Genomic DNA, 26,322 nt, shown 5'->3' with positions numbered 1-26,322 from the left:
CACTCCCCTGCACCTCAACCCCACCTACTGGTCTCCTCGCACCCCGGTGACAAACCGGACGAGAAACACTGCCTACTTCATGAGGACCGCAGCCCGCGCTCCGTTGCCCGTCTGCGTGACCGACAAGCCGGAACCGTTACGGCTCTGCAAAATCGAAACCGCGTTGTTGCTACCGAGCTGCGTCACTTGTGACGACATCGCGATTCCAGTCTGCGTCACCGTCGCCTCATTGCCGCTACCGCTTTGCACTGCAATCGACCGGTTGTACTGCCCAGCCTGATAACCGTTGTACTGATTGGCGTTGCCGCTTTGTTGCAGGACCGACCAGTTGTCGTTGCCTGCCTGCGCCGTCACCGCGACGTTCGCGATGCCCGTCTGGTTCACGACGAGGCCGTTCTGCCCCGCCTGAACGCCAGTGACGCGATTGTTCGTGCCATGCTGCGCGACGCGTGCAACCTGTGCCGCGCCGCCAAAACCCGGCTCCGCCGGGCCAAAGTCCGAAACCGGCGACAAATCCGCGGCAAAGACCGCGAGCGACAGACTCACGACCGCGAAAACCGCCGCACATAGCGCGACCTTCGAAGCACGCCACGGCGCGCGCGGCGGCATCATTTCGTTATCCTTATTCATGGAATCAGCTTCCCATTGTCTTAGGCGGATCGATCTTCACCGGGCTATACGGCGGGTTCACGTCTTCCATGGTCGCCGCGTAGCCCTGGTTCTCCTGCAGATATCGCTGCATCGTCGGGTCGTACCAGTCTTTCATGTCCTTGAGCGCCCAGGTCTGGTTCGCCACGCCCTGCACAATCAGATGCACCAGCGCCGATTCGATCGCCTCGTTCACGCACAACTGTTGCGGCTCATTGCGCGTCATGCCGATCTCCGCCTGCAACAAGTCCTTGAAGCCGATGAAGCGGTACACGCCCGTATCGACCTGAATCGAATAGATCGTCTTCGTGGTCGATACGCTGTTAAGGATCGTGCCGTTACGGATATCGACCGCGCGCAAGTTCACCGTCACCTGGTCGACGCGATACTGCTGCGACGCCGAGATGCCGAGATACGCGACGCCCGCGCCGCCCGTGCGGATGTTCGAGTCGTAGCCGACGATGCCGCCTTCGAGCACGATGTTCGCGGGCGCCAACGCGCCGATCTGCGGAATCGCGTTCTTCTTGTCGTCGGGCGTTTCGAGCGCACGCATGATCTTCCGCTCGGTCAACAGATCTTGCAGGTTTTCCCGCTCGACGGGCTGGAACCAACCGGAATCGCGCATCGCTTTCACGAGGAACGACGCGCCGCCCTGCGTCACCTGCGACGAGAACGAGCTGTCCGGCGACGGCTTGTATTGCCCGGTCAAATCGCGAAAGCCGTACACGGCCGCGAAAATCTTGCCCTTGGGCGGCGGCAGATGCGTGAGGTCGCGCGTGACCCGCGTGGGCGGCGTGAGCGTCGCGTTGCCTGCGGAGGGCATCGGCGCGGTCACGCAGCCGGTCAGCAGCATCGCGGCGGCGAGCGCGGCGCCGAGCGCGGCGGTCCTGAGTGTGTTCTTGTTCATGGCTTATGTGCGCTCGTCTTACTGGCCGTTACCGACGATGAACGTGGTGGATGCACCAGTCGTCTTGTCCGTCGTCGTCACTTGCAGATTGCCGCCGGTGACTTGCGTGATTGCAATCGAGAAGTTGCCCGTGTTGATCGTGCCCGGATGCAGCGTGCCGTCAGTACCGACGATCGAACTCGAAATCGACGACGCCACACGCGACAGAATGGCCTGCTGCAACTGCGTGTTGAACTGGTCTAGCGTGGACTGGCCGCTCGTCAGGCTGTCCGTCGACGGATCCTTGTACTTGTTCTGGGCGTTCGCTTCGTTCAGCAGGTTCGCGCCATTCAGCGGATTGCCGCCGAAGTTGGGATTCACCGGCTCATAGACGAGCGCCGTCGCGTGAGCGGCCGTCGACATGATTAGCGGCATCGAGAGCGCGCAGGCGAGCATCGCGCTGCGGACAAGCGCATTGGTTTTCATCGTATTCCCCGTAATTGGCCGTGTTGCTTTTATTAGAGTTCGTCGTTCGCCATGTCGGCGTCGCGAAAGAGCAGGCGCGTGAGGTCGGCCTGCATGACGTTCTGAAACGCCACCTGAGCCGCGCCTTCGGCGACGGGCCGCACGTTGGCCCGCGCAATCGGCAGAAACGCCTGGAAAACGCGTCGCTGGCCGAACTCGACCCAGACGAGGCTGCCGTAGCGCGCCGAAGGGCGCTCGTGCACCGAGACGATGTAACGCTCGCTCAACGGAATGGCGCTCCACGCCTGCGCGAACCAGTTGTAGAAGTCCTGGCCCGCGAGCGTCACCGTGTCGGTGGTCACGACGCCGCCGAGCGCATCGTCGAGCGGCTTCTGGCCGGTGACATCGGCGGTGCGGGCTCGCGGCGTGCCGGCGAGCGTCGCGCTCTTTTCGAGCGACTCGGAGGCGTTCACCGTACCGCGCGGCGAAAGCGGCGCACCGTTGGCGGCAGGCAGCGGCGTGGTCTTGCCGACCGGGTCAGGCGTCGGCGTGGTCGGAAGCGAGATGAGCGGCTGCGCGGCGTTCGACGACTGCGCATGCACGGCCGACACCGCTTCGGCGTCCTGAGCAACCGCCTGGCTCGCGATTGCCGATGAAGCAATGATGCACACTGCGATTGCACGCCCTTTGACGGGCTGTTTTCTCTCTCGCTGCATGACTTCCCCGTATGCCCTTGGCCGCTATGGTGCTGCCTTCAGGCGTTGCTTGTTGTTATTCGTTAGACGGAACGAATTTTGCGCAAAATCGGGGCGTCGATATGTGGCGTCCGCCACATTCAGCTGACGAAAGTTTCAGAGCGCGAAACGTTGTTGAAACCCGTCGCGAAAGGCGTTTGAGCGCCTTTGTGTAATCCAAACGTTTGCGAGCACGGCTCTGTCGCAACACGTCATGCGGATAACGTTTGCTATGTTGGCGCAATAGCGACACATGCCAGGGCAAGCGCGACTGAGATTCTGCTTTGAAGGCGCGCAAAGCCCTGCCGCGCCGGGCTTCGCGGCAACGACAAGGCTCGTTGGCATAACCAGTGCATTGAGATGAGCGTGACAACATGCGTCACACCACCTCACTCTCAAGGAGCACTGCCATGACTACACTCGACATCAAGGACCTGCCGGTTATGGAGGAACTCGAACGCGACGCAATGAAAGACGTACGGGGCGGCGCGAAGACCGTGAATGAGGCCATCGGCGACACGGTCAAGATGCTGCACGAGATCGGCTCGGGGCAATGCGAATTCGTTTCAAACTCCTACGTTTGCTATTAGTCCGTGTTGCCGGCGCGGGGGCTGCGTTACATGCGGTCCACCCCGATGACCGCATCGGCGAACGCCTTGGGCGCTTCTTGCGGCAGATTGTGTCCCACGCCGCCGCCCACGTCGATATGCCGATACTTGCCCGTGAACTTCTTCGCATAGGCGGATGGGCTCGGATGCGGCGCGGCGTTTGCGTCGCCTTCCATCGTGATGGTTGGAACGGTGATCGGCGGCGCGGCGGCGAGACGCTTCTCGAGCGCGTCGTATTGCGACTCGCCTTCGGCGAGCCCCAGACGCCAGCGATAGTTGTGAATCACGACCGCGACGTGATCCGGATTGTCGAACGCTTGGGCTGAACGCTCGAACGTGGCGTCGTCGAAATGCCATTGCGGCGAGGCCGTCTGCCAGATGAGTCTGGAGAACTCGCGGCGGTTCGCTTCATAGCCCGCGCGGCCGCGCTCGGTGGCGAAGTAGAACTGATACCACCACGCGTATTCGGCTTTCGGCGGCAACGGTGCGCGGTTCGCTTCCTGACTGCCGATCAGATAGCCGCTCACGGACACGAGCGCCTTGCAACGCTCCGGCCACAGCGCGGCGACGATATCCGCCGTGCGCGCCCCCCAATCGAAGCCCGCGATGAGCGCCTTCTGAATGCGCAGCGCGTCCATCAGCGCGATGATGTCCACCGCGACGACCGCCTGTTGTCCATTACGCGGCGTATCCGCCGAGAGAAATCGCGTCGAGCCGTAGCCGCGCAGATAAGGCACGATCACGCGATACCCCGCAGCCGCGAGCATCGGCGCTACGTCGGCGAAGCTATGAATGTCGTAGGGCCAGCCGTGAAGAAGAATGACCGGCGGCCCGTTCTCGGGGCCTGTCTGCGCATAGCCGATGTTGAGCGTGCCCGCATTGATCTGACGGATATCGCCGAAGGACGCCGCGCTCGTTGCCGCCACGGACTGAGCGCGAGCGAGACCGCTCAAGCCTAGCTGCATCACGCCGATGCCGGCGATCGTCGCGCCCAGCAAGCGGCGGCGCGAACCGTTGATGTGCTCCGTCATGGTCCTTCTCCTTTTCGTGTCGTCGATGAAGGCATGATGTCCGCGCGGCGCCCGCCGAGCAAGAGCAACAAAGTTCACGTATCGTTGCCTTGCGGACAACGCTCACGAACGGGGACATGAGGATGCGAGAGATCAATCAGCAGCGGCTGCGCTACTTCAACGAAGTGCTGGCGCACGGCACGATTCGCGGCGCGGCGGATCATCTGAACACGTCGCCGTCGGTGATCGCGCGGCAGATCAAGCTACTCGAAGACGAACTCGACACGACGCTCTTCGAGCGTCAGGCGCGCGGTGTTCGGCCCACTGAAGCAGCGTTTCATCTGCTCGAATTCTGGCGCGGGTATCGCTCGCAACAGGAGAGGCTCGAAGACCAGCTCCATGCGCTGAAAGGCCTGCACCAAGGGCAGATCAGGGTGGCCGTGAGCGAGGGCTACGTCGATACTCTGGTGGACGACGTTCTCGCACCGTTCTGCGCGCGTTATCCCGGCCTCGATGTCGCGGTGGACATGCTCGCCGTCGATCAGATCATCGAGGAAGTCGCGCAAAGCCGCGCGCATGTCGGCCTCGCGTACAATCCGCCGCCGCATGAGCGCATCGAAGTCCGCGCGAGTTCAGCGCAGCCCGTCGTGTTGCTCGCGCGGCGCGATCATCCGCTCGTCAAGCGCGGCGGCGCAGCACGCATCGACGATCTGTTCGGCTATCCGCTCGCGCTCATGCCGTCGTCGTTCGGCATTGGCCATGTCGTTCGGATGCTCGAAATGGCCGAGGGCATCGCCATTCGCGCGACGCTGACGACGAACTCGCTCACTGCGTTGAAGCGCATCGTGAGCGCGGGGAGCTTCGTCACGTTGATCGGCGCGTTCGCCGCGTATCGCGAGATTGCAAGCGGCGAAATGAAGACCGTGCCGATTGCGCATCCCGTGCTCGAGAACATACAGGCGCGAGTGCTGTTGAAGGCAGGCAGACCGCTCGCGGCGGGGCCGCAGGAGTTGCTCACATGGATGCTCGACAAGATGCCGATGTTCGCGCCACGTGAGAAGCGCCGAACGCGCGGCGCGAAGTGATCGGATCACACGGCGCAAGCGTTCAGCGTGCGACGTCTGCTTCCATGATGCAGGCGGCATGTTCCATCAATGCTTCCAACGCGACCGGCCGCGAGCGCAGGAAGCCCTGCATCTTGTCGCATCCGGCTTGCTTCAGGTGCTCCAGTTGTTCGTGCGTCTCGACGCCTTCGGCCACCACGATCACGCCGAGTTTGTGCGCAAGATCGATCACGCCTTCGACCACCGTTCGCATCATCGCGTCGGTGGCGATGTTATCGACGAAGGACTTGTCGAGCTTCAGCACGTCGGGCCTGAAGCGCGCCAAATAGCTGAGGCTCGAATAGCCGGTGCCGAAGTCGTCGATGGCAATAAGCACGCCCAGCGCGCGCAGGTTCAACAACACTTCCTGCGCGTCGTCGACGTTCTCGATCAGCGCCGACTCGGTGATTTCCAGCGTGATGCAATGCGAGTCGATGCCCGATCGCCTGATGACATGCTGAAGCACGGAAGCGAGCCGTGGATCGCGCAACTGCTTCGGCGACACGTTCACTGCGACCGAACGCACATCGGGCACGGACGCAGCCAGGCGACCCGCCGCCTGCACGGCTTCGCGGATGATCCAATGCCCCGCCTCGACGATCAGCCCGCTGTCTTCGAGCACCGGCACGAACGCCGCCGGCGAAATGAGGCCGAGATGCGGATGCTGCCAGCGCAACAGCGCCTCGACGCCGATGAGCCCATCCGTATGCATGCAGTACTGAGGCTGATAGTGCAGCACGAACTGATTGTCGCGAATGGCGTCGTGCAGTTCGGCTTCCAGATGCGCGCGCGCAAGGTCGTCCTTCTCGCGCTCGCCGAACACACGGAACGCGTTGCGGCCCGCGCGCTTCGCGGCGTACATCGCCATGTCCGCGCTGATGAACAGCGCCTCGGGCGTGCGGCCATGCTCGGGATACATCGCGACGCCGATCGAGCACGTCATGTTGACGGTCTTGCAGCCGGCCTTGATCGGGCGGCTACAGGCAAGCGCAAGCCGCCTGCACGCGCGCTCGATGCGTTCCTGATCGAACGCGCCGGGAAGCACGATGGTGAACTCGTCGCCGCCCGCGCGCGCCGCGAGCGCGCCCTGCGGCATCGCTTGACTGATGCGTTCGGCAATGGCCTTGAGCACGGCATCGCCCGCGCTGTGACCCGCCGTATCGTTGATGGACTTGAAGCGGTCGAGGTCGATGAACAGATACGCAAACGGCTCGCCCGACGCGCATCGCTCGACGAGCGCATGCATCATCGCGTTGCGGTTGTGGAGTCCCGTGAGGCTGTCGGTGTTCGCGAGGCGGTGCAGTGCCTGCAAATGCATGCGCTCCTCGGTTGCATCGACGCACACGCTCACCACGCGCGACACCGCGCCATCTTCGCTAACGGGATAAATGTCCGCGCGGACCCAGCGCGTGCGCTCGCCCGCAAGACATAGACGGAAATAACTCTGCGACGGCGCGCCGGTATTCACGGCATCGCGCATCTTGCCGCGCAAGCCGGGCATGTCGTCCCGATGCACGCGCTGCATCCACGCGGTCTTGTCGGCCTCGAGCGCGGCCACGGGCATTTCCCACATGCGCTCGAAAGCGGAACTCACGTGCATGAGATCCTGAAAGTCGTGGCTTGCGGTCCAGAACACCGCATCGACGTGATCTTCCATGTCCTTCTGCACGCGCAGGTTGCCGCGCAATTCCTCGATCAAATGGACTTCCGCCGTGACGTCGCGCGACTTGCAGAGCACGGCGACGACGCAGCCTTCCTCGCCGTAGACGGGCGCGAACGTGGACGTCCACCACTTCGGGGCGCCGGTCATCGTCGCACAGGCGCCCGAAAAGGAGACTGATTCGCCCGCCTTCGCGCGTTCGAATGCCGCCCGCGCGGCGGGACCGTCCCACAGCGCGAGCCAGTCGATGCCGACAATTTCGCGCGCATCCGCGGCTTCGAGAAGCCGCGTGCCGACCTCGGAGATGCAGGTCACGCGGCCTTCGAGATCGAGCAGCTTGATGCAGTCTTCAGCGATCGAAAGGAGCCCGTTCGAGAACTGCTGCGCGGCGAAAAGCTGCCGCTTCGATTGCAGCATGCAATGAACGACCGCCACGCTCGCGGCGCACGCCGCGCTCAACAACATGCTGAACGGATGCGGCACGAAAGGTGTCACGCACGCGACGAGCACCGCGCCCAGAACCGCCAGCGCGAGTGCGTCGAACCGGCGCGCGCGTTCCGCATAAGGCAGTCGCCGCGCGACGGCGTCGCCAATCGTTCCGAGAAAATCGCTCGCTCTCTGCTGCACTGCCGTAGTCCCTTTCCGCCGTGAGTGCGTCCTTGCCTCGCTGCTTAACGGCGCGATCGGGAAAGTCTTGAGTCGGGCGAAGTCCTGCCGACATCCGGTAAGGCGTGCCTTCGCGCGCGTTTCAGTGTGCGAGGGGCGCGCCGTGTAGCGCAGCCGCGAGTTCCTTCGCCAGCGACTCGGCGAGGTACGGCTTGCTCAGCAACGTCACGTTGGGACGCAGCACGCCATCGCGCAAGATGATATCGCGCGTGTAGCCCGACACGTAAATGACGGGCACGGGCCGCGGTTGCGCGAACGCCCATTCGGCGAGGTCGGCGCACTTCGTCTTGCCCGGCATCACGACGTCCGTGAGGATCAGGTCCACGCTGACGCCGCTTTGCAGCACGCTCATCGCGGCATCGCCGTTCGCGGCCTTGAGCACTGTGTAGTGCATCGCTTCGAGAATGGCGACCGTCGATGCGAGCACGGCAGCGTCGTCATCGACGACGAGCACCGTCGCGCCGCCCGTCTGCGTCGCGAGCGGGCTGCCGGGAGCAAGCAGGGTCTCCTGACCGAAGCTGCGCGGAAAATAGAGCTCCACGGTCGTGCCCGCGCCCACGGTGCTCGATATGTCGATATGTCCGCCCGATTGCTTGACGAAGCCGAACACCATGCTCAGTCCGAGGCCGGTGCCGTGACCTTCGGGCTTCGTCGTGAAGAACGGTTCGAACGCGCGTTCGAGCACATGCGCGGGCATGCCCGATCCGGTGTCGGATGCACACAGCCGCACGTATTCTCCGGGACGCACGTCGTGGCCTTCGCACGCGGCTGCGTCGAGCACTTCGTTCGAGCATGTGAGCGTGAACTTGCCGTCGCCGCCAATTGCGTCGCGCGCGTTGATCGCGAGATTGAGCAGCGCGTTTTCCAGTTGATTGCGGTCCACGCAGAAATTCCACGGAGCGTCCGGCAAGTGCGTGCCGATGGACACCGACGCGCCCACGGCATGCTGCAACAGTTCGCGGATTTCATCGAGCAGCCGGCGCGGATTGATGACCACCGGCGATTGCGGCTGCCGCCGCGCGAACGACAGCAGTTGCGACGCGAGCTTCGCGCCGCGCTGCACGGCCTCCATCGCGGCGTGCACGCGCTCGGGCACGCGCGGGTCCGTCGGCGGCAGATATTGCAGCAATTGCAGGTTGCCGCTGATTGCCTGCAACGTGTTGTTGAAGTCGTGCGCGACCCCGCCTGTCATCGCGCCGAGCGCCTCCATTTTCAGGCTCTGGCGCAGTTGCGCTTCCACCGCGATGCGCGCCGCCACGGCCTCCGATATCTTGCTTTCGAGGCCGCGCGTGAGTTCCTTGAGACTTTCTTCCGCGATCTTGCGGTCATGGATATCGACGACCACGCCGGGAAAGCGCAAAGGCCGGCCGCGCTCGTCATAATCGCAGCGGCCGCTCGCGAGGATCCACATCCAGCCGTCGTTCGCCGTGCGGATGCGGTATTCCGCGCGATACGGCACGCCACTGCGCACGGTGCGCTCGATCAGCGCCTGCACATGCGCGCGGTCCGCCGGATGAATGAGTTCGAGCGCCCCTTCGAGCGGCCAGCCGTCGGCCCTGTCATCGGCAGGAACGGAGAACGTGAGGGCGAAGCGTTCGTCGCCCGACACGCGGTTCTGCGCGATCTCCCACACGAACACGCCGAGCACCGCGCCGGAAGTCAGCGCAAGATTCATGCGGTCGTTGGCCTCGCGCAACGCGGCCTCCGCGACCGCGCGCTTATGTTCGAGCAGCACGCGCTCCGTCGTATCGACGACGATGGCGAGCACGCCCGCCGGCGTGCCGTCGTCCGAGGCGACGGGGCTGTAGTGCAAGTCGAGCCACACTTGCGCCGGTTGCCCGCTTGTCGCGAGCACGAAGCCGATATCCCGATACGACAGCGATTCACCGCGCAAACCGCAGTCGACCACATTGCGGTTGAACTCGGACGCTTCCGGCCAGGCCTTTTCGATCGGCAAGCCGAGAATGGCGGGATGCCGCACGCCGGAAAATTTGGCGTACGCGTCGTTATAGAGCAGCGTCCCTTCTTCGCCCCACAGCACGGCCATCGGCAACGCATTGCGCAGCATGATCTGCACGACGGAGCGCAGCGCCTGCGGCCATTCGTCGATACGGCCGAGCGGCGTCGTCGACCAGTTGAAATCGCGAATGGCGCGGGCAGTCTCGCCGACCCATGAATCGAACTGAACTGAATCGGTGATGTTGGAACTCAAGGCCGGCCTTAGGTCTGGTGAATCACGCAGGCGCGGCTTTCTCGAAGCCGCGCGAAGTCGAGAGCATATAGCCTAATGCTTTTCCGCGCGCAAGAATGACGCGCGCCGCGTCAAACGCGGGGAACGTGCGGAATATCGTCGGCGCTATCGCGCCTTGGGCCGGCGCACGGCACGCACTTTGGACGTGCTTCCGCCGCCGCAGAAGAAACGGTCCTGTCCGTCCGATTCGAGCCCCGACACGCTCGCGCCCGCAGGCATTTCGAGCCTTTCGATGACATGCCCGGTGGCCGGATCGACGTGCCGGATCTCGCTTTCGTCGGCCTCCCATGTGGCATGCCAAAGCTCGCCATCGACCCATGTCACGCCGGTCACGAACCGGTTCGACTCGATGGTGCGCAGAATCTCGCCGCTCGCCGGATCGATCTGATGAATCTTGCGTTCGCGGTATTGGCCGACCCAGAGCGTGCCTTCGCCCCACGCCAAGCCCGAGTCCGCGCCGCCGCCGGGCGCCGGGATCGTCGAGAGCACGCGGCCCGTTTGCGGATCGATCTTCTGGATGCGGTCTTCCGCTATCTGATACAGATGCTCGCCATCGAAGGCCGTGCCTGCATGCGCCGCGACATCGAGCTTGCGTTGCGGCTCGCCGGTCGCGGGATCGAATGCGTTGAGCGTATCGCCCGACGCGAACCAGACGGCGTGACCATCGAACGTGACCCCGTGTACGCCGTCCACATCCGTAAAAGGCCCGTATTCACGGATGATTTCTGCTTTCGCGCGTTTCATGGCTCGGTCCTCTGGTCGCGCATCATGCGATGCATGGCGATGATGCTAGCCGCTCGCGAGATCGGCGGGGAGTAACAACGCCGACGCGAATGCCGGCGCGGGCGGCGCGAGCCAGCGGCGCGCGCGTCCGCGCCCGAAACACTGCGCCTTGCCCGAGGCGGCCAACGTTTCCAGCGCGCGTTGCACCGTGCGTTGACTCGCGTTCAACGCCAAGGCCAGGGCGGAACTCGACCACGCTTCGCCATCGGCCAGGCAGGCGAGGAGCGGCGCGTGGTCGTCCTCGACAGGCCGCGCGAGCACGGCCACGTTCGGCGCGGTATGCGGCGCGAGTGCGTAGCCGTCGCGCGTGGCGCGAACATCGGCGAGCGGGCGCAGCAGCGTGCGCAAGCGCCCCATCTCGACCCGCAGCCGCGCCCGATGCGTCTCGTCCGGATGACGCATGCGAAACGCGCGGGCAATCAACGCCTCGCGCGGCACGTCGTTGGGCGATGCTTCGCCGAGCAGGCGTACAAGCGCGAACAGCACCGGGCGCGTCGCGAGCGAGATCACCGTATCGGCATCGCGCACGGCATGGCGGCAGGCGTCGACGACGAGCGTGTCCGATGCGAATAGTGCCTGGACATCGTCGAGCAGGAGCAGACGCGTGCCGCCGTGCGCAACGAGCCGCGCAGCAGGCGTATCGAGCGTCGCGCTGGCATGATCGATTTCGGCGGACAGCGCGGCAATGCCTGCGATGTGCGCGGCTCGCCTTGCGCGCTCCAGCGCCCCGCGCGCCGCTTTTGCACGAAGACGGCGCATGGCGATGCCCGCCGCGATCAACTCGTGCGCCGCGTGCAAAGCGGGCGGCAGCGCGGACGAATCGAGCGCGTCGAGCGTCTGCTCGGCCTCGTCGATGCGCCCGATCAGGAGCGCACGCCGCACGTCGAGATACCGCGCGTGCGCCGCGTTGATGCGGTCGCCGTGCGCTTCGAGCGTCGCGCGGGCGTGATCCAGCGCCTTCGCGGGCCACGCGAGCTCGCGCGAGGCGAGCGCGATTTCCGCTTCGGCGACGACACATCGGGCGCGCGCCACGGCTTCCTTCGCGCCGAACGCGCGGGCCGCGCGCCGCAGAAGCGCCTTTGCACGCGCGAAGTCGCCGAGCTGCGCCATCGCGATGCCGCGCAGCGCGAGCGCGGGCGCATCGTCGCGCAAGGCGACGCGGTTCAGCGCGCCGAGCGCATCGCCCGCCGCGAGCGAACGCGCCGCCGCCGTCATCAACGAATCCATGCGAATCCCGACACGCTTGTCACTCCCCCGCATCCGATGCCCGGCACTAATCTAACACCATGTTTTGCGATGTCCGCGAAGCATTCCAACCGCTGCGCACGCCGCGCGGCATCACGGAGGCAACCGACATGACGACTCACACGACTGCAAACCGCGACGACTGGCTCGCCGCGCGGCTCGATTTGTTGAAAGCCGAGAAGGAGCTCACGCGCCGAAGCGATGAACTCGCGCGGCAACGTCAGGCATTGCCGTGGGTTCGCATCGACAAAACATATCGGTTCGATACGGAGGCCGGTGTCGCGACGCTCGCGGACCTGTTCGGCGGCCGCTCGCAACTGCTCGTCTATCACTTCATGTTCGGGCCGGACTGGAGCGCGGGCTGCCCGTCGTGTTCGTCGATTGCGGATGGCTTCGATGGCTTCGCGATTCATCTCGCGCATCATGATGTCGCGTTGTGGGCGGCCTCGCGCGCATCCATCGACAAATTGAACGCCTATAAAAAGCGCATGGGATGGCGCTTTCCGTGGGCGTCCGCGCAAAACGGCGACTTCAACTACGACTTCAACGTGTCGTTCACGGAAGCGCAGCAGCGCGCGGGCGATTTCGAATATAACTTCGCGCGCGGCGGCCACGCGATGGAAATGCAGGACGCGCCCGAACCGGTGAAGGCTTTCGCTGCCGATTGCGGCACCGACGCGCCGACGTTCACGCGCGACCGCCCCGGCATGAGCGCGTTCGCGATGGAAGACGGCGTTGTCTATCACACGTATTCGGCCTATGCGCGCGGGCTGGACGCGCTATGGGGCATGTATCAATGGCTCGACCGCGCGCCCAAAGGCCGCAACGAAAGCGGCAATTGGTGGAAGCGCCATGACGAGTACGCCGATTGAGCGGGCCGTGGACGGCGGCATCGTTATTAAGGACGACGAACGGCGCGGGCTCGTGATGCTGCGCGTCGTCGCGTTCGCGCTGAGCGGCGCGATCATCGTCGCGTGCCATGCGTGGATGCCGTCGATGGACTCGTCGCGTCCTTGCGGTCAGACGGCGCTCGGCGCGGCGGCGGCGTTCGTCGCGATGTGGACCGTCATGATGACCGCGATGATGCTGCCGTCGTTTGCGCAGACGTTATGGCGATGCCGCGCGTCGGGCGCGGCGCCTCTCGCGTTAATGACGGCCGGTTACGTCACGGCATGGTCGATCGCCGGCATCGCACTATATCCGCTCGGCGGACGGTGGAGCACGCTTGCCATGGCGAAGCCCGTTGCCAGCGGTGCGGTCATCGTGCTTGCCGGCATCGTGCAAGCGAGCCGATGGAAGGCACGGCGTCTCGCCCATTGCCGGTCGCTGATTGCCCATCGCGTGACCATGCGCGATGCGTACCGTCATGGCTTGCAGCACGGCATGCAGTGCATTGCGTCTTGCGCGGGCCTGACCGTGACTTTATGCGTTGTCGGCATGATGGACGCGAGCGCCATCGCGACGGTCATGCTCGCCATTGCCGCCGAAAGGCTGCTGCCGCGCGGAGAACGCATAGCGCAAGGCATCGGTGCGCTCATGATTGCATCCGGCATCGCGTGGATGCTTCACGCGGTCACGTAACGCGGTCGCGTCGAAGCGATCGTTCGTTCGCTTTTCGTATCCACGTTTTCCCGTATCTCAAGCGCGGCTCGCCGGTGTCGATATACAAGGGTCGACGGATTCCCTCGGCCGCGCAGCAGGCGCAGCATCGCAGCCGCCGCGCGAATGACGCGATGCAGCCATTTCGGGGAAGACATGTTTTCGACTATCAAAGGGCGGCTCGCGTTGGCGATGATGCTGCTGAGCGCGCTTCTGATCGGGATCGGCGTGCTGGGGCTTATCGGCATGACGCGCGCCAATGTCGTGACCCACGACCTGTTCACGAATGAAATGCCCAGCGCCGTTTCGGTTGGCAACGCCGAGATGTTCATGGCGCGCGAACGTCTGAGCTTCGACCGCGCGGCGCTGAACGTGGGCACGAGCGCGGCTGAAGACGCCATCGGGCGCGGCGCGCTCATGCGCAAGACATCCGACGATGCGTGGGCGAAATATGCATCGCTGCCGCAGGATCCCGAAGAAAAGGCGCTCGGCGAGAAGTTCAATCAGCAGCGCGTCGCGATGCAAAAGCTCATCGACGAAGGCTATGCCGATGTGCGCGCGAAAGATCAGGAAAAAATCACCGCCGATGCGAGCGTGATGCAGGCCGCATTCAACGAATTCGCGAAGACCGGCGTCGCGCTGCGCAAGCTGCAGTTCGAATCGGCGCAACGCGCCTACGACGCGGGACAGGCGCAGTTCGAAACGTTCCGCCTGTTGAGCATCGCGGCGATTCTCGCGGGCGTGGCCGCCGCCATCTATTCATGGGCCTCGCTGCGCCGCCGGATCGCGCGCCCGCTGGATGCCGCGCTCACGCAGTTCAGCGCGATTGCATCGGGCGATCTGCGCCGCGAAGTGACCGTGAGCTCCAACGATGAAATGGGCCAGTTGCTGCGCGGCCTCTCGACGATGCAGGCGAGCCTCATCGAAACGGTGCGCTCGGTGCGCTCGGGCAGCGAGTCGATCGCGTCGGCGACCAAAGAGATCGCAGCGGGCAATATCGACTTGTCGTCGCGCACGGAACAGCAGGCTTCGGCGTTGCAGGAAACGGCATCGAGCATGGATGAGCTCACGGGCACCGTCAAACAGAATGCCGACAACGCGCGTCAGGCGAGCATGCTGGCAGCCAACGCGTCGGAGATTGCGAGCAAGGGCAGCCATGTCGTCTCGCAGGTCGTCACGACGATGGGCGAGATCAATCATAGCTCCGCGAAGATCGCCGACATCATCACGATCATCGAAGGCATCGCGTTTCAGACCAACATTCTCGCGCTGAACGCGGCAGTGGAAGCGGCGCGTGCAGGCGAAGAAGGTCGCGGCTTCGCAGTCGTCGCCGGGGAAGTGCGCTCGCTCGCGCAACGTTCGTCAGCGGCGGCGAAGGAGATCAAGGAATTGATCGACACGTCGGTGGAGCGCGTGCAGTCGGGCAGCGCGCTCGTCGACGAGGCCGGCCGCACGATGACCGAGATCAGCGGCGCGGTGCAGCGGGTGACCGACATCATGGGCGAGATTGCGGCTGCATCGGAAGAGCAAAGCAGCGGCATCGACCAGGTCGCGCGCGCCGTCACGCAGATGGATGAAGTGACGCAGCAGAACGCGGCACTCGTCGAGGAAGCGGCCGCGGCCGCGCAATCGCTGGAGGATCAGGCGGCGGCGCTGCGCACGGCGGTGGAGACGTTCAGGCTGGATGAGGAAGGGATACGGGTGCTTGCTTGATGGCGCATGGCGGCGTGCGCGGCGGTCTTACTGGCCGCAGCGCCCGGCCGCGTCATCGTCGCGCGTATTGCCCGCATGGTGGCGGATGCGCTCGGCCAGTTCGGCGGAGGGCGCTTCGTATGAATAGCAGTAAGGCGGCTTCGGTACCTTGTCGGGCTGCGCGTCTTGCAGCACGGCTTGTGCGTCGCCCAGATACAGGTTGTCGCGTACCGAGAGAAACGCCTGATAGCCGTGCGTGTAGCCGTATAGCGACTTCGTGCGCTCGTAATGTGCGCGGTCCGATTCGCCGTTCACGAGCGCGCTGCGCGCCGGTGCTTGCGGAATATAGCGGCAATAGTTGGCGTCGACGCCCTCGACGGTCGGGAAGTACGCCGGCTCCGTGCAAGCCCGATGCGCGGAGTTCGAAAAGATATTGCCTTCGACAAGCGCCTTCGCCTCGAGACTGAAACTCATGCCGTAGAAGTCCCAGTTCTCGATGAGATTGTCATAGAGGTGAACCATCCCGAACTGCGCGCGCGGGTTGCGCTGCATGGTGTCGACGAAGTAGCTGTGGTGAATGGTCACGCGCGCGATCGAATCGCGCGCGTAGTTGGCGAACAGATTGTCCGACGTGATGTTGTTGACGAGCATGACCTTGTCGTCATCGTGAAACTTCACCCACGAGATCGTCACATCGGTCGAGCCGTTCTTCACGTTCACGAGCCGCGCCGCGAACCGCGAGAGGTCCAGATGATCGATCCAGACATCGCGCGAACCGTTGGCGATGTCGATGGCCTGCGCGAACGTGCGCAGCCGTCCGTCTATCGTGATATGCGACACGATCACGTTCGAGCTGCCGTAGATGCCGAAGCCGTAGTCCAGCAAGCGGACGTTGTGTCCGCGCCCGTCTATCGTCACGTTCGACGGCACCCGAAGCATCGACGCGAGCGGAATCGTGAGGTCCGACGCGAAGCGAATCCACGTGGGCCCACGGGCGTGCGCGAGCGCGTCGCGCAGCGACCCAGGCCCGGCGTCCACCGCCGACGACACGTACACGACCTTGCCGTGCAGTCCGCCGGTCGCGGAGCGGCCATAGCCCTCTCGGTGCTTCAGAAGTTCCGGCACCATCGCGCAATCGGTGTTCGCCATCTCGCAGGCGTGGGGCGGTGCGGCGAATGCCGTCATCGACAAACCGGCGATCGCCTGCACGACGCAAGCTGATAGCGCCACAAGAACGCGCCTTGTGTTGCAGCACATCGTCTTCATGAACGCGCGGGGCGCGCGTTCATCAGAAAATCTACGTACCAAGGCAGCGCGTCCTTCATTCCGCCACGCAGATCGACGAGCGGCGCATAGGCAAGCTCGCGCTGTGCCTTCGATACGTCCGCTTGCGAATGGCGCACGTCGCCCGCGCGAAAATCGCGGAATGCCGGTTCCTTGTGATACGTATGCCCCAGTCCCGCGAGACCTTCGCGGATTACACTGAACAGGTCGTTGAGCGTCGTGCGTCCGCCCACCGCGACGTTATAAACCTCGCTCGAAGCCAGATCCGCTTGAAGCGCCGCGCGCAGATTCGCCTGAACGACATTGCCGACATAGCAGAAGTCGCGGCTCGTTTCGCCGTCACCGTTGATCTGCACTTCGTCGCCTGACAGCATCGCCGCAATCCACTTCGGAATGACGGCCGCGTAAGCGCCGTCCGGGTCCTGACGCGGCCCGAACACGTTGAAATACCGCAGTCCGATAGACGCGAATCCATAAGTGCGCGCGTACACGCCGGCATAGATTTCGTTCAGGAGCTTGGTGACCGCATACGGCGACAGTGGATTACCTATGCGCTCTTCGCGCTTGGGCAGGTTCGGTTCGTCGCCGTAAGTGGAACTGGACGCCGCGTACACGAAACGGCGTACGCCTGCCCGCCGCGACGCATCCAGCATGTTTAGGAAGCCTGTCGCGTTTACATCGTGCGATGCAAGCGGATCTTTCACCGAGCGCGGCACCGATCCGAGCGCGGCCTGATGCAGAACGAAGTCCATGCCGGCCACTGCCGCGTCGCAGGCAGCCACGTCGCGGATATCCGCCTCGTGGAAGTCGAAGCGGCTCCAGCGAGCCTCGCCCACGCGGGACCGGATCTCGTCCAGATTGCGCTGATGGCCGGTCGCGAAGTTATCCAGGCCGCGCACGTCCTGTCCCAGCATCAGCAGCGTTTCGATCAGGTTCGACCCAATGAAGCCCGCGGCGCCCGTCACGAGCCATTGAAAGCGGTTTGCCGTCAGCGCGTCGCGCAGGTCGCGCTGCGTTTCGTGCAGCAGCCAAGCAGGCAGGTTGATCTCATTAGACGATGTTTCGATATGCATAGGAGTTCTGTTCAATTGATACATGGAAGGTCTTGGTCACGCGCGTCGCGCGTTGCATGCGCGGAGCGATCGACCGGACGCACATGGCGCCACAGTCCGCCGCTCAGGCGCAAGTCTTCCGGCGCGCCGGCCAGATACGCGCGCACATGGCCGAGATAAGCCTCTTGCCATCGAAGCGCGTAAGCCTCGACATCTTCACCGGGCTCGACGGCGGGCAGCACTTCCAGCGTCTGCACGATCTTGCCGTCTCGCCATCGCGGCGCGTAAAAGACCGAAGGCGAGCCGAGCCGATGCGCGGCGCGCGCCGCGAACGACGAGTAGGTGATCTCCTGACCCGCGAAAGGAATGCGAGGCGCTGCCGGGTTCGGGGCACCATCGACCGCGATACACACCGCAAAGCCCGACTGAAGCGCGCGGAAACATTGCCGTGCGACTTGCGCCTCGGTCTGGTCCGCCGTGGAGATCAACGCGGACGCGTAATGCGCCGTGGCGACGCCCGGCATGCTCGCCACCCAGCGCGACGGAATGCCCAGCAGTTCCAGCACCATCAGTCCGGCATACATCGGACCCACATGCGCGGTGGCGACCACCACGCCCTTTCCCTTCGCGAGCAAGGGGGCGAAGCGGCGCTCGGTTTCGTCGAGGTCATCGAGGATGATCATGGCTTCCTCGATGGCGTCATCGCGACATTCGAGCCACTCGAGCATCAGATGATCCGCGAGATGTCCCCAGCGAGCCGCCCGCTCCCATCGCTCGCGCGACATGGTGTCGTCAGGGGCGCGCAATGCCCAGGCCCAATCCAGCCGTTCCTTCGGGATGCTTATCTTCTCTATCCGATCGTCGAGTTGTGCCAATGCCTGTGCAAAGCTGCGCGGCAGCCGGTCCCGCCGTGCGCCAAGACGCCGGCGATAGAGCTCCGAGGCTTCGTCCTTTCGCCCTGCCTGAGATAGCGCCGCGATGGTCAGACGCTGAGCGCCTTCATCGTCCGGACGCTGGGAGGCGAGCGTCACCAAGTGATCCGCCGCTTCCGCGTGGCGGCCGGTGTAGCGCAATGCGCGGGCGAGCAGCATGCGCGTGTGCGCGAGATCAGGACCAAGCTCGCACGCCGTCTGCAAATGCGCGATGGCGTCTTCATGGCGGCCCGCGCGCAACAGCGTCTCGCCGTAGAGCGTCATGAGCCGCATGTCTTGCGGCGACAGTGCCACGCCGCGCGCAAAGTGTTCAAGTGCTCGCGCATGGCCGCCATCGGAACTGGCGTTCGCCAGATGCGCCTGCCCGAGTTGCGAACGTAGCGCAGCACCATCGAGTCCAGCGCGCAGCGCGGCTTCTCCGGCGTTGATCGCGTGTTCGATACGGTTATCGTTTGCAAGGGCCTGCACGACGGCGGCCGCCGCACGGTCGTCGGGCAAGGCCGCTGCATCGAGGCCCGAAGCCAGATGCGCCGCGAGGTCCGTCTGCCGCGCGCGCGTCAGCGCGGTGAGCCAGGCGTGCGCGTGATCCGAATGCGCGCATGCCATGTCGATCGTTGCGCGCGCCAACTCCGCCGCCTCGTCAACGCGCCCCGCCTGCAGACGCAACTGGATGCACGCGGCGCGCACAGCCGGCGCGTCCGGCTCGATAAGCGCCGCTGCATCGGCATGAGTCACGGCTTCGTCCCAACGCCGCAAGCGGCCTAGGACGCTGGCCAGCATACGCCGTTCGTCGGCAAACCGTGGCCATGCGTCCACCAGCGCGTGCAGGACAGCGGCGGCGGAGCTGAGCGCGCCGTCCCGTACGAGCGGCGACACCACGAGACGCTTCAGGTCGATCCGTGCATCGGCTTCGCGTAGAAGGGACGCATCCAGTGTCGTGATCGCGGCTGCCGCATCGGAGCCGGAGCGCATCTGCGCGATGGCGCGATACACGCGCGCGGCAGCGTCGGGCGTCGCGCCGGCTTCGACCGCGCTGGCATACGCGGCAAGAGCTGCATTCCACTCGCCCTTCCTGACGAGCGACTTGCACGCATCGAACAGCGCCGCGCCTTTCGCGTCGCATTGCGGCCCAAGCGTCGGCTTATCCATTGAAGAACTCACGGCCGATCGACATGGCCACGCGCACGGAAAGCGCGAGCGCGAGGCCCACGGCGAACGCCTCCAGCAACAGCAGCGGCGTATTTGGGCTGGTCGGCCGGTCCGTCGGCAAGGGCCGCGTGATGACGGTCAGATATCGCTGAAGCTTGAGCGTATCCGTGAATGCCTGCTGATAGCTCTGCTGGGTCGCGGTGAGATTGGCATCCGCGAACGCCTCGGCATTTTTCAACGACTCGTAGTCGCCCAGCTGACTCGCCTGCGTCTTCCCTTTGCCGTTGATGCGCTCGCGCGTCTGCGCAAGCCGCTCCGTCAATGCCTGCACCTGTGCCGCTGCTGGAGCCAGCATTGGATGCTGCGGATTGCCGAGCGCGCGAATCTTGTCGAGATTGATCTGTGCCGTGTTGAGCTCGGTCTCCAGTTGCGCGGAGAGATTGAGCAGCATCGTCGCGTTCGCGGCGGGATCGAGGTTTTGATTGACGATTCGCCACTTCGTCAGTGCGGCGCGTGCGGACTGCGCCTCTTTCTGCGCGAGCGCAACCGCCTGCCGGCTCACTTTCAGCGCATCGGTCACGCCCTTTTCATCCATTCGTTGTACGAAGTTTTGCGCGAGGTCGATCAATGCTTCGGAGATCAATTCCGCGTCAGCGGGCGAGTAGGCGCTCACCTGCATGACGTCCACCTGCTCCATGATGTTGTACGACACTTTCACGGACGAACGGTACGCGCGGTATAGATCGTCCTCGGACGCATTCGACGGCAAGCGATTGGGCAAATCAAGACTGTTCAGCGTGAGCCGGTGGCGCAAGCCTATTCTCTCTTCGAGCTGCCGCATGCAGTCGCGTGAGGCGAGAAAGTCGCTGACGGCCCAGCCATCCACGAAACCGGCGGCCACGCCCGGATTTCCCCCGGTCGAAAACAGGCTCGCCGCGCCGCCCGCCAGCGGTCCGGCGCTAGAACTGGCGCGCACCGAAAAGCGCGCTTCGGCGGAATAGCGCGGTTTCGCGATGAACATCGAATACGCCGCGCTCAACGCGACGGGCGCGAGAACCAGCGCGAGCATGATCCAGCGCGACCGCCGCCGTGCTGTCCTGGCCGTCTCGCGTTCACGGCGACGCGCGTCGATGACCGATGCAGGCTCAGACATCGAACGGCCCGCCGGGGCCGGCGTCGAATCCGTTGTCATCGGCGCTTGCGACAATGTCGCTGCTCGACCGGCGTGGAGGGAATCGACGGATGCATTCGTCGATATCGGCGTCGATTCGAAGGCGACTTCCTTCATAGACCAAACCCTTGGCGCAATAGTCCGCCATGTGTTGACGACGGTAAGTTGAAAGGATGAGCGTGCGCCCGACGAGACGTTCGTCGAAGAGCGCGCGCCACAGGCGTGCGAAGCGGCTGGCTTCGAACGGCATGGAACCGTCGATCACATACACATCGAAGTCGGGCGCGAGCGCGAGCGCGAACGACACTTCCTGGCGCGTCGCAAGCGGCCAGTGTTCCATCGGCAGTTCGAGATGATCGGGGTTCGTGATCAGGTCGGCCACGAGTTCGACAGCCGCCTTGACCTCGAGACCATGCAGCGCGCACACGAACTCGATCATGCGCACGCCGTTCGCCTTGCCGCGAATAAAGCCCTGCCGGCCAAGCGGCCACGACACGCGGCCGCGATGCTCCACAAAGCCGCGGTCCGGCCTGCGCAGCCCGGCCAGCACGTCGATCAACGCGCGGTGCGCTTCGGGCGTTCGCGACAGCAGCGCGTAGCGTCCCTGTTCGATGTCGAGGTCGGCGCTCGACAGAAGCGGCGTGCGCGAGCCGGAGATCGTCGATGAACAAGTGACGGCGTGCAGGCGGATCATGTCGGTCACATCGGCTGAACGTTGCATCGGGCGAATCGGTCTGCGCAGAGGGCCACGCCCGCAAGCAGGACGAGCGAGGTGACGAAGTACGACAGACGGGCATCGGTCGAGCGATAACTTTCGAAGTACGCCGAGCGCAATAACTGCATGCCGTGCGCAAACGGCGACCACAAGAACCATGCGCGATACTGCTCCGGCAACTGTTCCGAAACGAAGAACACGCTGCTGAAAATTTCGAGCAAGCGTTCGATGGCGGTCGCGAGCCGCAGAAAGAAGCGCCATTTGCTCGCGATCGCGCCGAAGAGCACGCCCATCGACGCGCCGCCGAATCCCATCGCGATCACATAGACGAGGAACGCGGGCCAGCTCGTCGGCAGGCTGATCAGATCGAACGCGTGACCGACGACAATCAACGTCGCGAAGACGAGAACGAATATGGCTTGATACAGAACGGCCTGCACGCTTGCGCACAAAAGCGGCGTGATGCCCTGCAGGTTCAGCAATCCGCGAGCGGAGATATAGCTCGTGCTGCTGCGAAAAATGATCTGCCGGAACATGATCCACGTCGTCGCGCCGAGCAGCGAAAACGTCGGCACGTCCATTCCCAGGATGAACTGGGTTCCCGTCAGCAAGTACAGCGAGGAAATCAGCGAAAGCAGCACCGCCGGTCCGAAAAGCGCCCAGGCGAGCGCGAAGCGGCTCTCGCCCTGAATCGTGTGCAACTGAAGGACCAGCATCGGTAAGAGCGCGCAAACATTCGAGCGGCCTGCTTTCGTGGTCCGCAGCCGTTGTGTCGCATGAAGCGAAGCGATGTTCGCCCTGAGCGTGGCCAGGTCGTTGGCTTCGCCGGCGGCCAGTTCCGATGTCAGCGCGCGGTCCTGCCGCGACGCATGGCGGCGAGCGTCGCGCGCTTCTTCTTCGCGACGGCGGCGCACGCGCTTCTCGTGTGCATCGGCGAGATGCGCTTCGTCACGCGCGAGCGTCGCGGGTGCATAGCCGGGAGCGAAAACGTCGACGCCCGCGCGGATGTCCTGTTCGACAAGACGAATCGCCGTGCGCAGTCGACGCCGCAGCAAGTCGAGCGTTTCGTCGTCCGCGCCGAAGGTGTCGCTGTCGAGACGCGCCTGTAGCGCCTCGTACACTTGCCGGCGCTGCACGGGTGTCTCGCGCGGCGACCGGCGCAACGCCGCGAGAATGTGGTCGAGCGTGGTCGCGGGCGCGGTCGGCGTGCTGGACGACGCGGCGGCCTCGCGCGACATGCCCGCGCCGATCTCGTAGCCATCGGCCCGCCGACGCGCTCGCCAGTTGTTTATCCTGCCCTGATTGCTCATGACGCGGCGCTAATCCGCCAGCGCGCTGACCGAACGCGCGGTGCCGAGTGAGGCGCTGAACGTGGACAACAGCTTCTGAACTTGCGTGAACGGAGCGTCGGATACCAGCACGGCATCGCCGTCATGCACGACGAACTGGCCCGCGAGCGCGATCTGCTCGGGCCGCGTGAAATCGAACTGATAGACGACGGGCCGCGCGTCGCGCCGCTCACGCTCGCTCGTTTCGGCCTGGCGCAAGAGATAGACGCCGCGTGGATTCGCGAGCGCGTCGTTCAGACCGCGCGAATCGCCGAGCGCATCGAGAAGCGTGTAGTCGCGCTTGGGCACCTTCACACGCCCTTGCACGCCCGCTGCGCCCAGCACCACCACTTGCTCGACCACATTGTGCGCGACGATGGAGTCTCCCGCCCGCAACGGGATGTCGTTAGCACTGTGGCGATACACGTCGGCAAGCCGTATCGTGGCTTCCGTGCCTTGACGTCGAACCGAAATAGCCAACTGTTCGGGATTGACCTGGCTGGGCGCGGCGAGGCTGAGGAGATCGCTCAGGCGCGACATGTCGCGGCCAAGCGGATACACGCCGGGCTTCTGCAGATCGCCCTGGACCGTGACTGTCTGACCGCGGCGCGTCGTGGGCCGCACGACGACATCTGACGCCGTCATGAGCCGGCTCAGGCGGCGCATGATCGCGTCGCGCATCTGGGCGACGGTCAGCCCTTCCGCCCGGATTCTGCCGGCATAGGGGAAGTAGATGTCGCCTGCGCGGTCCACGATCATCTCGCCTAGATCCGAGGCGCCGTTCTGCCCGGCGGGAAAGACGGCGAGTCCGTCGCGCTCCCACACGGTCACGTCGATGCCATCGCCCGGCGCGAGGCGCTCGGAATCGAATGCGGGCGCGTGCGTGAATGCCACCGGCAGCGTCGCATGACGCGCGGCCCGGCCGGCACGCACGATGTCCGCCGTCGCCGGGACGAGCACGATCTCTCCGCTCGCGTCCGATGCGTTGATCTCGCTCACCATCGGCCCACTGCGCGGCAAGCCGCAGCCCTGTAAAAGGCACGCGCAAGCGACGCCAAGCAGCAACGCCGCACACTGTCGCGAGCGGCTGATGTTTGCCGGGGATAATCCACGAGCCAACGATTTCATCGCTTCCTTCTCTTAACGATCGGCCTATGCGCGCCTGATTTCATGGATGCATCAGGCAACGAGCGAGTTTTCGTGCTCGCCGGTTTGCCTGATCGACTCGACTCCCGATACCGTCGAACAGCACAAGTCCGTGAACTTCCCGATCATCGCGTTGACCGAAAACAGCATGCGCGCCCGCTGACGCGCATGTTCGCGCGTCGCCTCATGTGCCTTGTAGTGCTCCACCAGATTGGCGAGCTTGTCGCACGCCGACTGCAAGTCCGGCTGATCGGCGCATTCGAGCAAGTGCCCGGTCACGCCATCCACGAAGCACTCGCCCGCGCCGCCCGCCGGCGTCGAAAGGGTCGCGACGCCCAGCATCTGCGCTTCGATCAGCACGTTTGGCAGTCCTTCGAAACGGGACAGCAAGACCTTGGCGTCCATCTTCGAATACCAGTAGCCCACATGCGACGACAAACCCGCGAACAGAAGCCGGCTCGAAATGCCCAATTCGTTCGCGAGTTCCACTGCGCTCTGCTGCAACCGCCCGTCGCCGACGATCACGAAGCGCGCGAGCGGCCGCTTCTTCAGGTACTTCGCGGCGAGCCTGATCCACGAAGACGGCCGCTTGTCCGGCTCGAAGCGAAACACGCCGCCGATCGTCTCGGATGCGTCGGCAGTCGTCTTCGCGAACGCCTCCCAGCGTTGCACGTCTTCGTGAGAGCCGGCCGTGTCGAGCTCGGGCACGCCGTTATAGAGGATATGAAACCGCGCGAGCGGCAAATCGAGCCATGACGCGTAAGCCTGCGCTCCGGCGCGGCTGTTACAGACGAAGTGGATGCCCGGCACCTCGGCGAGCGCCTTGTAGAGCACGGCGTATTCGGGCCGGTCACGCTCGCGGCGGATATTCGGCGGCAAGCCGCGGAACACAAGATGAATCACCGGCACGCCCGCGAGCAGCGCGGCGAGCGCGCCGAAGAGACACGTCCCGTCCTGCCACAGGCTGACGACATCGAAGCGGCCCTCGCGAAAGTACGGTGCGAGGCGCCCCACGCCGTAATGGACCGGCGGCGGCAGATGCCCGAGCATGCGCGACAGATCGGCGTCCGCGACGCTCTGATGGCTTGCGGCGACAACGGGCAAGTCATTGATCTCGGTGACAGGGACGCCCGCTTCGTTCAACGCGCCGAGATAGAAGTCGAGCCGCTGACCGCTCGGCGAGCCCGCGGTCTCCGTGTGTTGCCTGACGAGCACTTCGACGCGGCTGACGGCTGCCGCACCCTGACCCTGAGGCTTGTGCAGATGGCAGGCGAGCCGCGTCAACTGGCGCTCGGCGCCGCCTGGTCCGAGGCTTCCAGTCACGAGCGCGATGGCTTTCGCGCGCCCACCGTCCGTCTTCGGCAACACGCGCTCACGGAACGAGAGGATCGCGTGCTTCATCGCGACAATCTTGATGTCAGCGCCCGCCAGCGCCGCCTCGGTTTCATACTGGCGAAAGAACGCATGGTCGCTCGCGAGTGCCGCCGCGAGTTGGGCCGCCTTGCTGCCCGGCGCCAGCGACGCGGCGATCGGTTGCAGCACGGCGACCGCCTGTGCCAGCCGCCCGCGCTTCTTCAGCCGCTTGGCGAAAGCGATGCGAATATCCCGCCGGTCGTGCCGCGCGATGAGGCGCTCGAACAACGCATCCGACGCCTCGTGCGCTCGCACATCCGCGAGCACTTCGGCGCGTGCGAGACCCGCCGACGCGTCGTCGGGCGTGTCCGGCATGCATCGGTCGATAAGCGCCAACGCTGCGTCGGCTTTCTTCTCCTTGACGAGCCGCAACGCGTAACCGCGCGTGATGCCCGCGTGCCCCGGCCAATCCGCCGACAGCGCATGCCATGCGTCCAGCATGCCTTCAGTCTGGCCGGACATCTCCATCAGCTGCAAGAGCAGGAAGCGCGTCTCGGCGTCTTGGGCGCCATCGCCCGCGAGGGTTCGCGCCTCGGCGAGCGCGTCCTGCGCAAGGCGGGCGGTCTTCGCTTGGACGACAAGCCGGGCGAGTTCGGCTCGCACGGCGTCGGCATCCTGGCTGCACGGCGCGGCCACGCTCATCCCGCGTTGAGCCGGTATGGGTTCGATTCCAGCGGCGTATGCCACCGACGCGGCCGCCGCTGCGGTGCCTGCGTGCTTTGTTTCGTTCATCGTTAGGACTGCCACCATCTTGTAGAACGCGAGCGCGTGGGGAGCGAATG

Annotated in this window: 22 protein-coding genes; 5 read left to right on the top strand and 17 right to left on the bottom strand. The window is 64.7% G+C overall.

The genetic code is table 11. The features are described from left to right. Window positions 1–72 precede the first annotated feature (72 nt). The 4 genes from GV035_RS01170 to GV035_RS01155 are packed head-to-tail and all read right to left on the bottom strand — an operon-like array spanning window position 73 to window position 2,715. A complete protein-coding gene (locus tag GV035_RS01170; RefSeq protein WP_159832714.1) occupies window positions 73–630 on the bottom strand; it encodes a hypothetical protein in 558 nt (185 codons plus the stop codon). Window positions 631–634: 4 nt separating this feature from the next. Continuing rightward, complete coding sequence (locus GV035_RS01165; RefSeq protein ID WP_159832713.1) at window positions 635–1,555, bottom strand: CsgG/HfaB family protein; 921 nt, start codon at window positions 1,553–1,555, stop codon at window positions 635–637. Between the two features lie 18 nt (window positions 1,556–1,573). Then, window positions 1,574–2,020 (bottom strand): curli assembly protein CsgF, encoded by a 447-nt coding sequence (locus GV035_RS01160; protein WP_159832712.1) that lies wholly within the window; start codon window positions 2,018–2,020, stop codon window positions 1,574–1,576. 32 nt (window positions 2,021–2,052) lie between these two features. Beyond that, the gene (locus GV035_RS01155) at window positions 2,053–2,715 is read right to left on the bottom strand and encodes a CsgE family curli-type amyloid fiber assembly protein (protein ID WP_159832711.1); all 663 of its coding nucleotides are present in this window, start codon (window positions 2,713–2,715) and stop codon (window positions 2,053–2,055) included. A gap of 428 nt (window positions 2,716–3,143) precedes the next feature. On the opposite strand from GV035_RS01155, the gene GV035_RS01150 reads away from it, so the two are divergent. Beyond that, window positions 3,144–3,323 carry a hypothetical protein gene (locus tag GV035_RS01150; RefSeq protein ID WP_159832710.1) on the top strand — a complete coding sequence of 60 codons (180 nt, stop codon included), beginning with the start codon at window positions 3,144–3,146 and terminating at the stop codon, window positions 3,321–3,323. Between the two features lie 26 nt (window positions 3,324–3,349). Here GV035_RS01150 and GV035_RS01145 read toward each other — a convergent pair whose 3' ends face one another. Next, on the bottom strand, window positions 3,350–4,372 hold the full coding sequence (locus GV035_RS01145) for an alpha/beta fold hydrolase (protein ID WP_159832709.1): 1,023 nt from the start codon (window positions 4,370–4,372) through the stop codon (window positions 3,350–3,352). 122 nt (window positions 4,373–4,494) lie between these two features. Between GV035_RS01145 and GV035_RS01140 the strand changes: the two genes are divergently transcribed. Beyond that, on the top strand, window positions 4,495–5,436 hold the full coding sequence (locus GV035_RS01140) for a LysR family transcriptional regulator (protein WP_159834905.1): 942 nt from the start codon (window positions 4,495–4,497) through the stop codon (window positions 5,434–5,436). A 22-nt stretch (window positions 5,437–5,458) separates the two neighbouring features. Here GV035_RS01140 and GV035_RS01135 read toward each other — a convergent pair whose 3' ends face one another. From GV035_RS01135 to GV035_RS01120, 4 genes are all read right to left on the bottom strand, one after another. Continuing rightward, window positions 5,459–7,741: a putative bifunctional diguanylate cyclase/phosphodiesterase gene (locus GV035_RS01135; protein ID WP_159832708.1), complete on the bottom strand. Its 2,283-nt coding sequence runs from the start codon at window positions 7,739–7,741 to the stop codon at window positions 5,459–5,461. Between the two features lie 121 nt (window positions 7,742–7,862). Beyond that, window positions 7,863–9,992 carry a hybrid sensor histidine kinase/response regulator gene (locus tag GV035_RS01130; RefSeq protein ID WP_201303882.1) on the bottom strand — a complete coding sequence of 710 codons (2,130 nt, stop codon included), beginning with the start codon at window positions 9,990–9,992 and terminating at the stop codon, window positions 7,863–7,865. A 144-nt stretch (window positions 9,993–10,136) separates the two neighbouring features. Then, window positions 10,137–10,775, bottom strand: a complete 639-nt coding sequence (locus tag GV035_RS01125) for a Vgb family protein (protein WP_159832707.1) — start codon at window positions 10,773–10,775, stop codon at window positions 10,137–10,139. Between the two features lie 45 nt (window positions 10,776–10,820). Then, entirely contained in the window at window positions 10,821–12,041 is a 1,221-nt protein-coding gene (locus GV035_RS01120) for a helix-turn-helix domain-containing protein (protein WP_159832706.1), read from the bottom strand. 128 nt (window positions 12,042–12,169) lie between these two features. On the opposite strand from GV035_RS01120, the gene GV035_RS01115 reads away from it, so the two are divergent. The 3 genes from GV035_RS01115 (at window position 12,170) to GV035_RS01105 (ending at window position 15,371) form a co-directional block, all read left to right on the top strand. Then, on the top strand, window positions 12,170–12,931 hold the full coding sequence (locus GV035_RS01115; protein WP_159832705.1) for a DUF899 domain-containing protein: 762 nt from the start codon (window positions 12,170–12,172) through the stop codon (window positions 12,929–12,931). Continuing rightward, window positions 12,912–13,640, top strand: a complete 729-nt coding sequence (locus GV035_RS01110) for a DUF2182 domain-containing protein (RefSeq protein WP_159832704.1) — start codon at window positions 12,912–12,914, stop codon at window positions 13,638–13,640. Before GV035_RS01115 ends, GV035_RS01110 begins: the two co-directional genes overlap by 20 nt. Before the next feature lie 174 nt (window positions 13,641–13,814). Beyond that, window positions 13,815–15,371: a methyl-accepting chemotaxis protein gene (locus GV035_RS01105; RefSeq protein WP_159832703.1), complete on the top strand. Its 1,557-nt coding sequence runs from the start codon at window positions 13,815–13,817 to the stop codon at window positions 15,369–15,371. 27 nt (window positions 15,372–15,398) lie between these two features. On the opposite strand, the gene GV035_RS01100 is transcribed toward GV035_RS01105, so the two are convergent. The 8 genes from GV035_RS01100 to GV035_RS01065 form a co-directional block, all read right to left on the bottom strand. Next, the gene (locus tag GV035_RS01100; RefSeq protein WP_159834903.1) at window positions 15,399–16,535 is read right to left on the bottom strand and encodes a polysaccharide lyase family 1 protein; all 1,137 of its coding nucleotides are present in this window, start codon (window positions 16,533–16,535) and stop codon (window positions 15,399–15,401) included. A 77-nt stretch (window positions 16,536–16,612) separates the two neighbouring features. Next, window positions 16,613–17,707, bottom strand: a complete 1,095-nt coding sequence (locus tag GV035_RS01095; protein WP_159832702.1) for an SDR family oxidoreductase — start codon at window positions 17,705–17,707, stop codon at window positions 16,613–16,615. An 11-nt stretch (window positions 17,708–17,718) separates the two neighbouring features. After that, window positions 17,719–19,767 carry a tetratricopeptide repeat protein gene (locus tag GV035_RS01090; RefSeq protein WP_159832701.1) on the bottom strand — a complete coding sequence of 683 codons (2,049 nt, stop codon included), beginning with the start codon at window positions 19,765–19,767 and terminating at the stop codon, window positions 17,719–17,721. Beyond that, window positions 19,760–20,920, bottom strand: a complete 1,161-nt coding sequence (locus GV035_RS01085; protein WP_236572377.1) for a sugar ABC transporter — start codon at window positions 20,918–20,920, stop codon at window positions 19,760–19,762. The genes GV035_RS01090 and GV035_RS01085 overlap by 8 nt, the downstream gene beginning before the upstream one ends. Continuing rightward, on the bottom strand, window positions 20,913–21,659 hold the full coding sequence (locus GV035_RS01080) for an ATPase (protein WP_442859509.1): 747 nt from the start codon (window positions 21,657–21,659) through the stop codon (window positions 20,913–20,915). Before GV035_RS01080 ends, GV035_RS01085 begins: the two co-directional genes overlap by 8 nt. Next, window positions 21,638–22,963: an ABC transporter permease gene (locus GV035_RS01075; RefSeq protein WP_159832700.1), complete on the bottom strand. Its 1,326-nt coding sequence runs from the start codon at window positions 22,961–22,963 to the stop codon at window positions 21,638–21,640. Before GV035_RS01075 ends, GV035_RS01080 begins: the two co-directional genes overlap by 22 nt. Window positions 22,964–22,972: 9 nt before the next feature. Then, complete coding sequence (locus tag GV035_RS01070; protein ID WP_159832699.1) at window positions 22,973–23,983, bottom strand: polysaccharide biosynthesis/export family protein; 1,011 nt, start codon at window positions 23,981–23,983, stop codon at window positions 22,973–22,975. Window positions 23,984–24,160: 177 nt separating this feature from the next. Further along, window positions 24,161–26,272 (bottom strand): glycosyltransferase, encoded by a 2,112-nt coding sequence (locus GV035_RS01065; protein ID WP_236572376.1) that lies wholly within the window; start codon window positions 26,270–26,272, stop codon window positions 24,161–24,163. Between the last annotated feature and the right edge of the window lie 50 nt (window positions 26,273–26,322).

Source organism: Burkholderia sp. 8Y (genome assembly GCF_902506145.1).
GTDB lineage: Bacteria > Pseudomonadota > Gammaproteobacteria > Burkholderiales > Burkholderiaceae > Caballeronia.
Note: the sequence above shows the minus strand (reverse complement) of the source record. Positions and strands in the feature narration are given on the sequence as shown.

Coding starts and splice junctions, on each gene's coding strand:
- GV035_RS01105 (WP_159832703.1), top strand. CDS start 13,815: ATGTTTTCGACTATCAAAGGGCGGCTCGCGTTGGCGATGATGCTGCTG.
- GV035_RS01145 (WP_159832709.1), bottom strand. CDS start 4,372: ATGACGGAGCACATCAACGGTTCGCGCCGCCGCTTGCTGGGCGCGACG.
- GV035_RS01160 (WP_159832712.1), bottom strand. CDS start 2,020: ATGAAAACCAATGCGCTTGTCCGCAGCGCGATGCTCGCCTGCGCGCTC.
- GV035_RS01080 (WP_442859509.1), bottom strand. CDS start 21,659: ATGCAACGTTCAGCCGATGTGACCGACATGATCCGCCTGCACGCCGTC.
- GV035_RS01170 (WP_159832714.1), bottom strand. CDS start 630: ATGAATAAGGATAACGAAATGATGCCGCCGCGCGCGCCGTGGCGTGCT.
- GV035_RS01140 (WP_159834905.1), top strand. CDS start 4,495: ATGCGAGAGATCAATCAGCAGCGGCTGCGCTACTTCAACGAAGTGCTG.
- GV035_RS01090 (WP_159832701.1), bottom strand. CDS start 19,767: ATGGATAAGCCGACGCTTGGGCCGCAATGCGACGCGAAAGGCGCGGCG.
- GV035_RS01110 (WP_159832704.1), top strand. CDS start 12,912: ATGACGAGTACGCCGATTGAGCGGGCCGTGGACGGCGGCATCGTTATT.
- GV035_RS01120 (WP_159832706.1), bottom strand. CDS start 12,041: ATGGATTCGTTGATGACGGCGGCGGCGCGTTCGCTCGCGGCGGGCGAT.
- GV035_RS01150 (WP_159832710.1), top strand. CDS start 3,144: ATGACTACACTCGACATCAAGGACCTGCCGGTTATGGAGGAACTCGAA.
- GV035_RS01155 (WP_159832711.1), bottom strand. CDS start 2,715: ATGCAGCGAGAGAGAAAACAGCCCGTCAAAGGGCGTGCAATCGCAGTG.
- GV035_RS01100 (WP_159834903.1), bottom strand. CDS start 16,535: ATGACGGCATTCGCCGCACCGCCCCACGCCTGCGAGATGGCGAACACC.
- GV035_RS01165 (WP_159832713.1), bottom strand. CDS start 1,555: ATGAACAAGAACACACTCAGGACCGCCGCGCTCGGCGCCGCGCTCGCC.
- GV035_RS01065 (WP_236572376.1), bottom strand. CDS start 26,272: ATGAACGAAACAAAGCACGCAGGCACCGCAGCGGCGGCCGCGTCGGTG.
- GV035_RS01085 (WP_236572377.1), bottom strand. CDS start 20,920: ATGTCTGAGCCTGCATCGGTCATCGACGCGCGTCGCCGTGAACGCGAG.
- GV035_RS01095 (WP_159832702.1), bottom strand. CDS start 17,707: ATGCATATCGAAACATCGTCTAATGAGATCAACCTGCCTGCTTGGCTG.
- GV035_RS01125 (WP_159832707.1), bottom strand. CDS start 10,775: ATGAAACGCGCGAAAGCAGAAATCATCCGTGAATACGGGCCTTTTACG.
- GV035_RS01075 (WP_159832700.1), bottom strand. CDS start 22,963: ATGAGCAATCAGGGCAGGATAAACAACTGGCGAGCGCGTCGGCGGGCC.
- GV035_RS01070 (WP_159832699.1), bottom strand. CDS start 23,983: ATGGTGAGCGAGATCAACGCATCGGACGCGAGCGGAGAGATCGTGCTC.
- GV035_RS01115 (WP_159832705.1), top strand. CDS start 12,170: ATGACGACTCACACGACTGCAAACCGCGACGACTGGCTCGCCGCGCGG.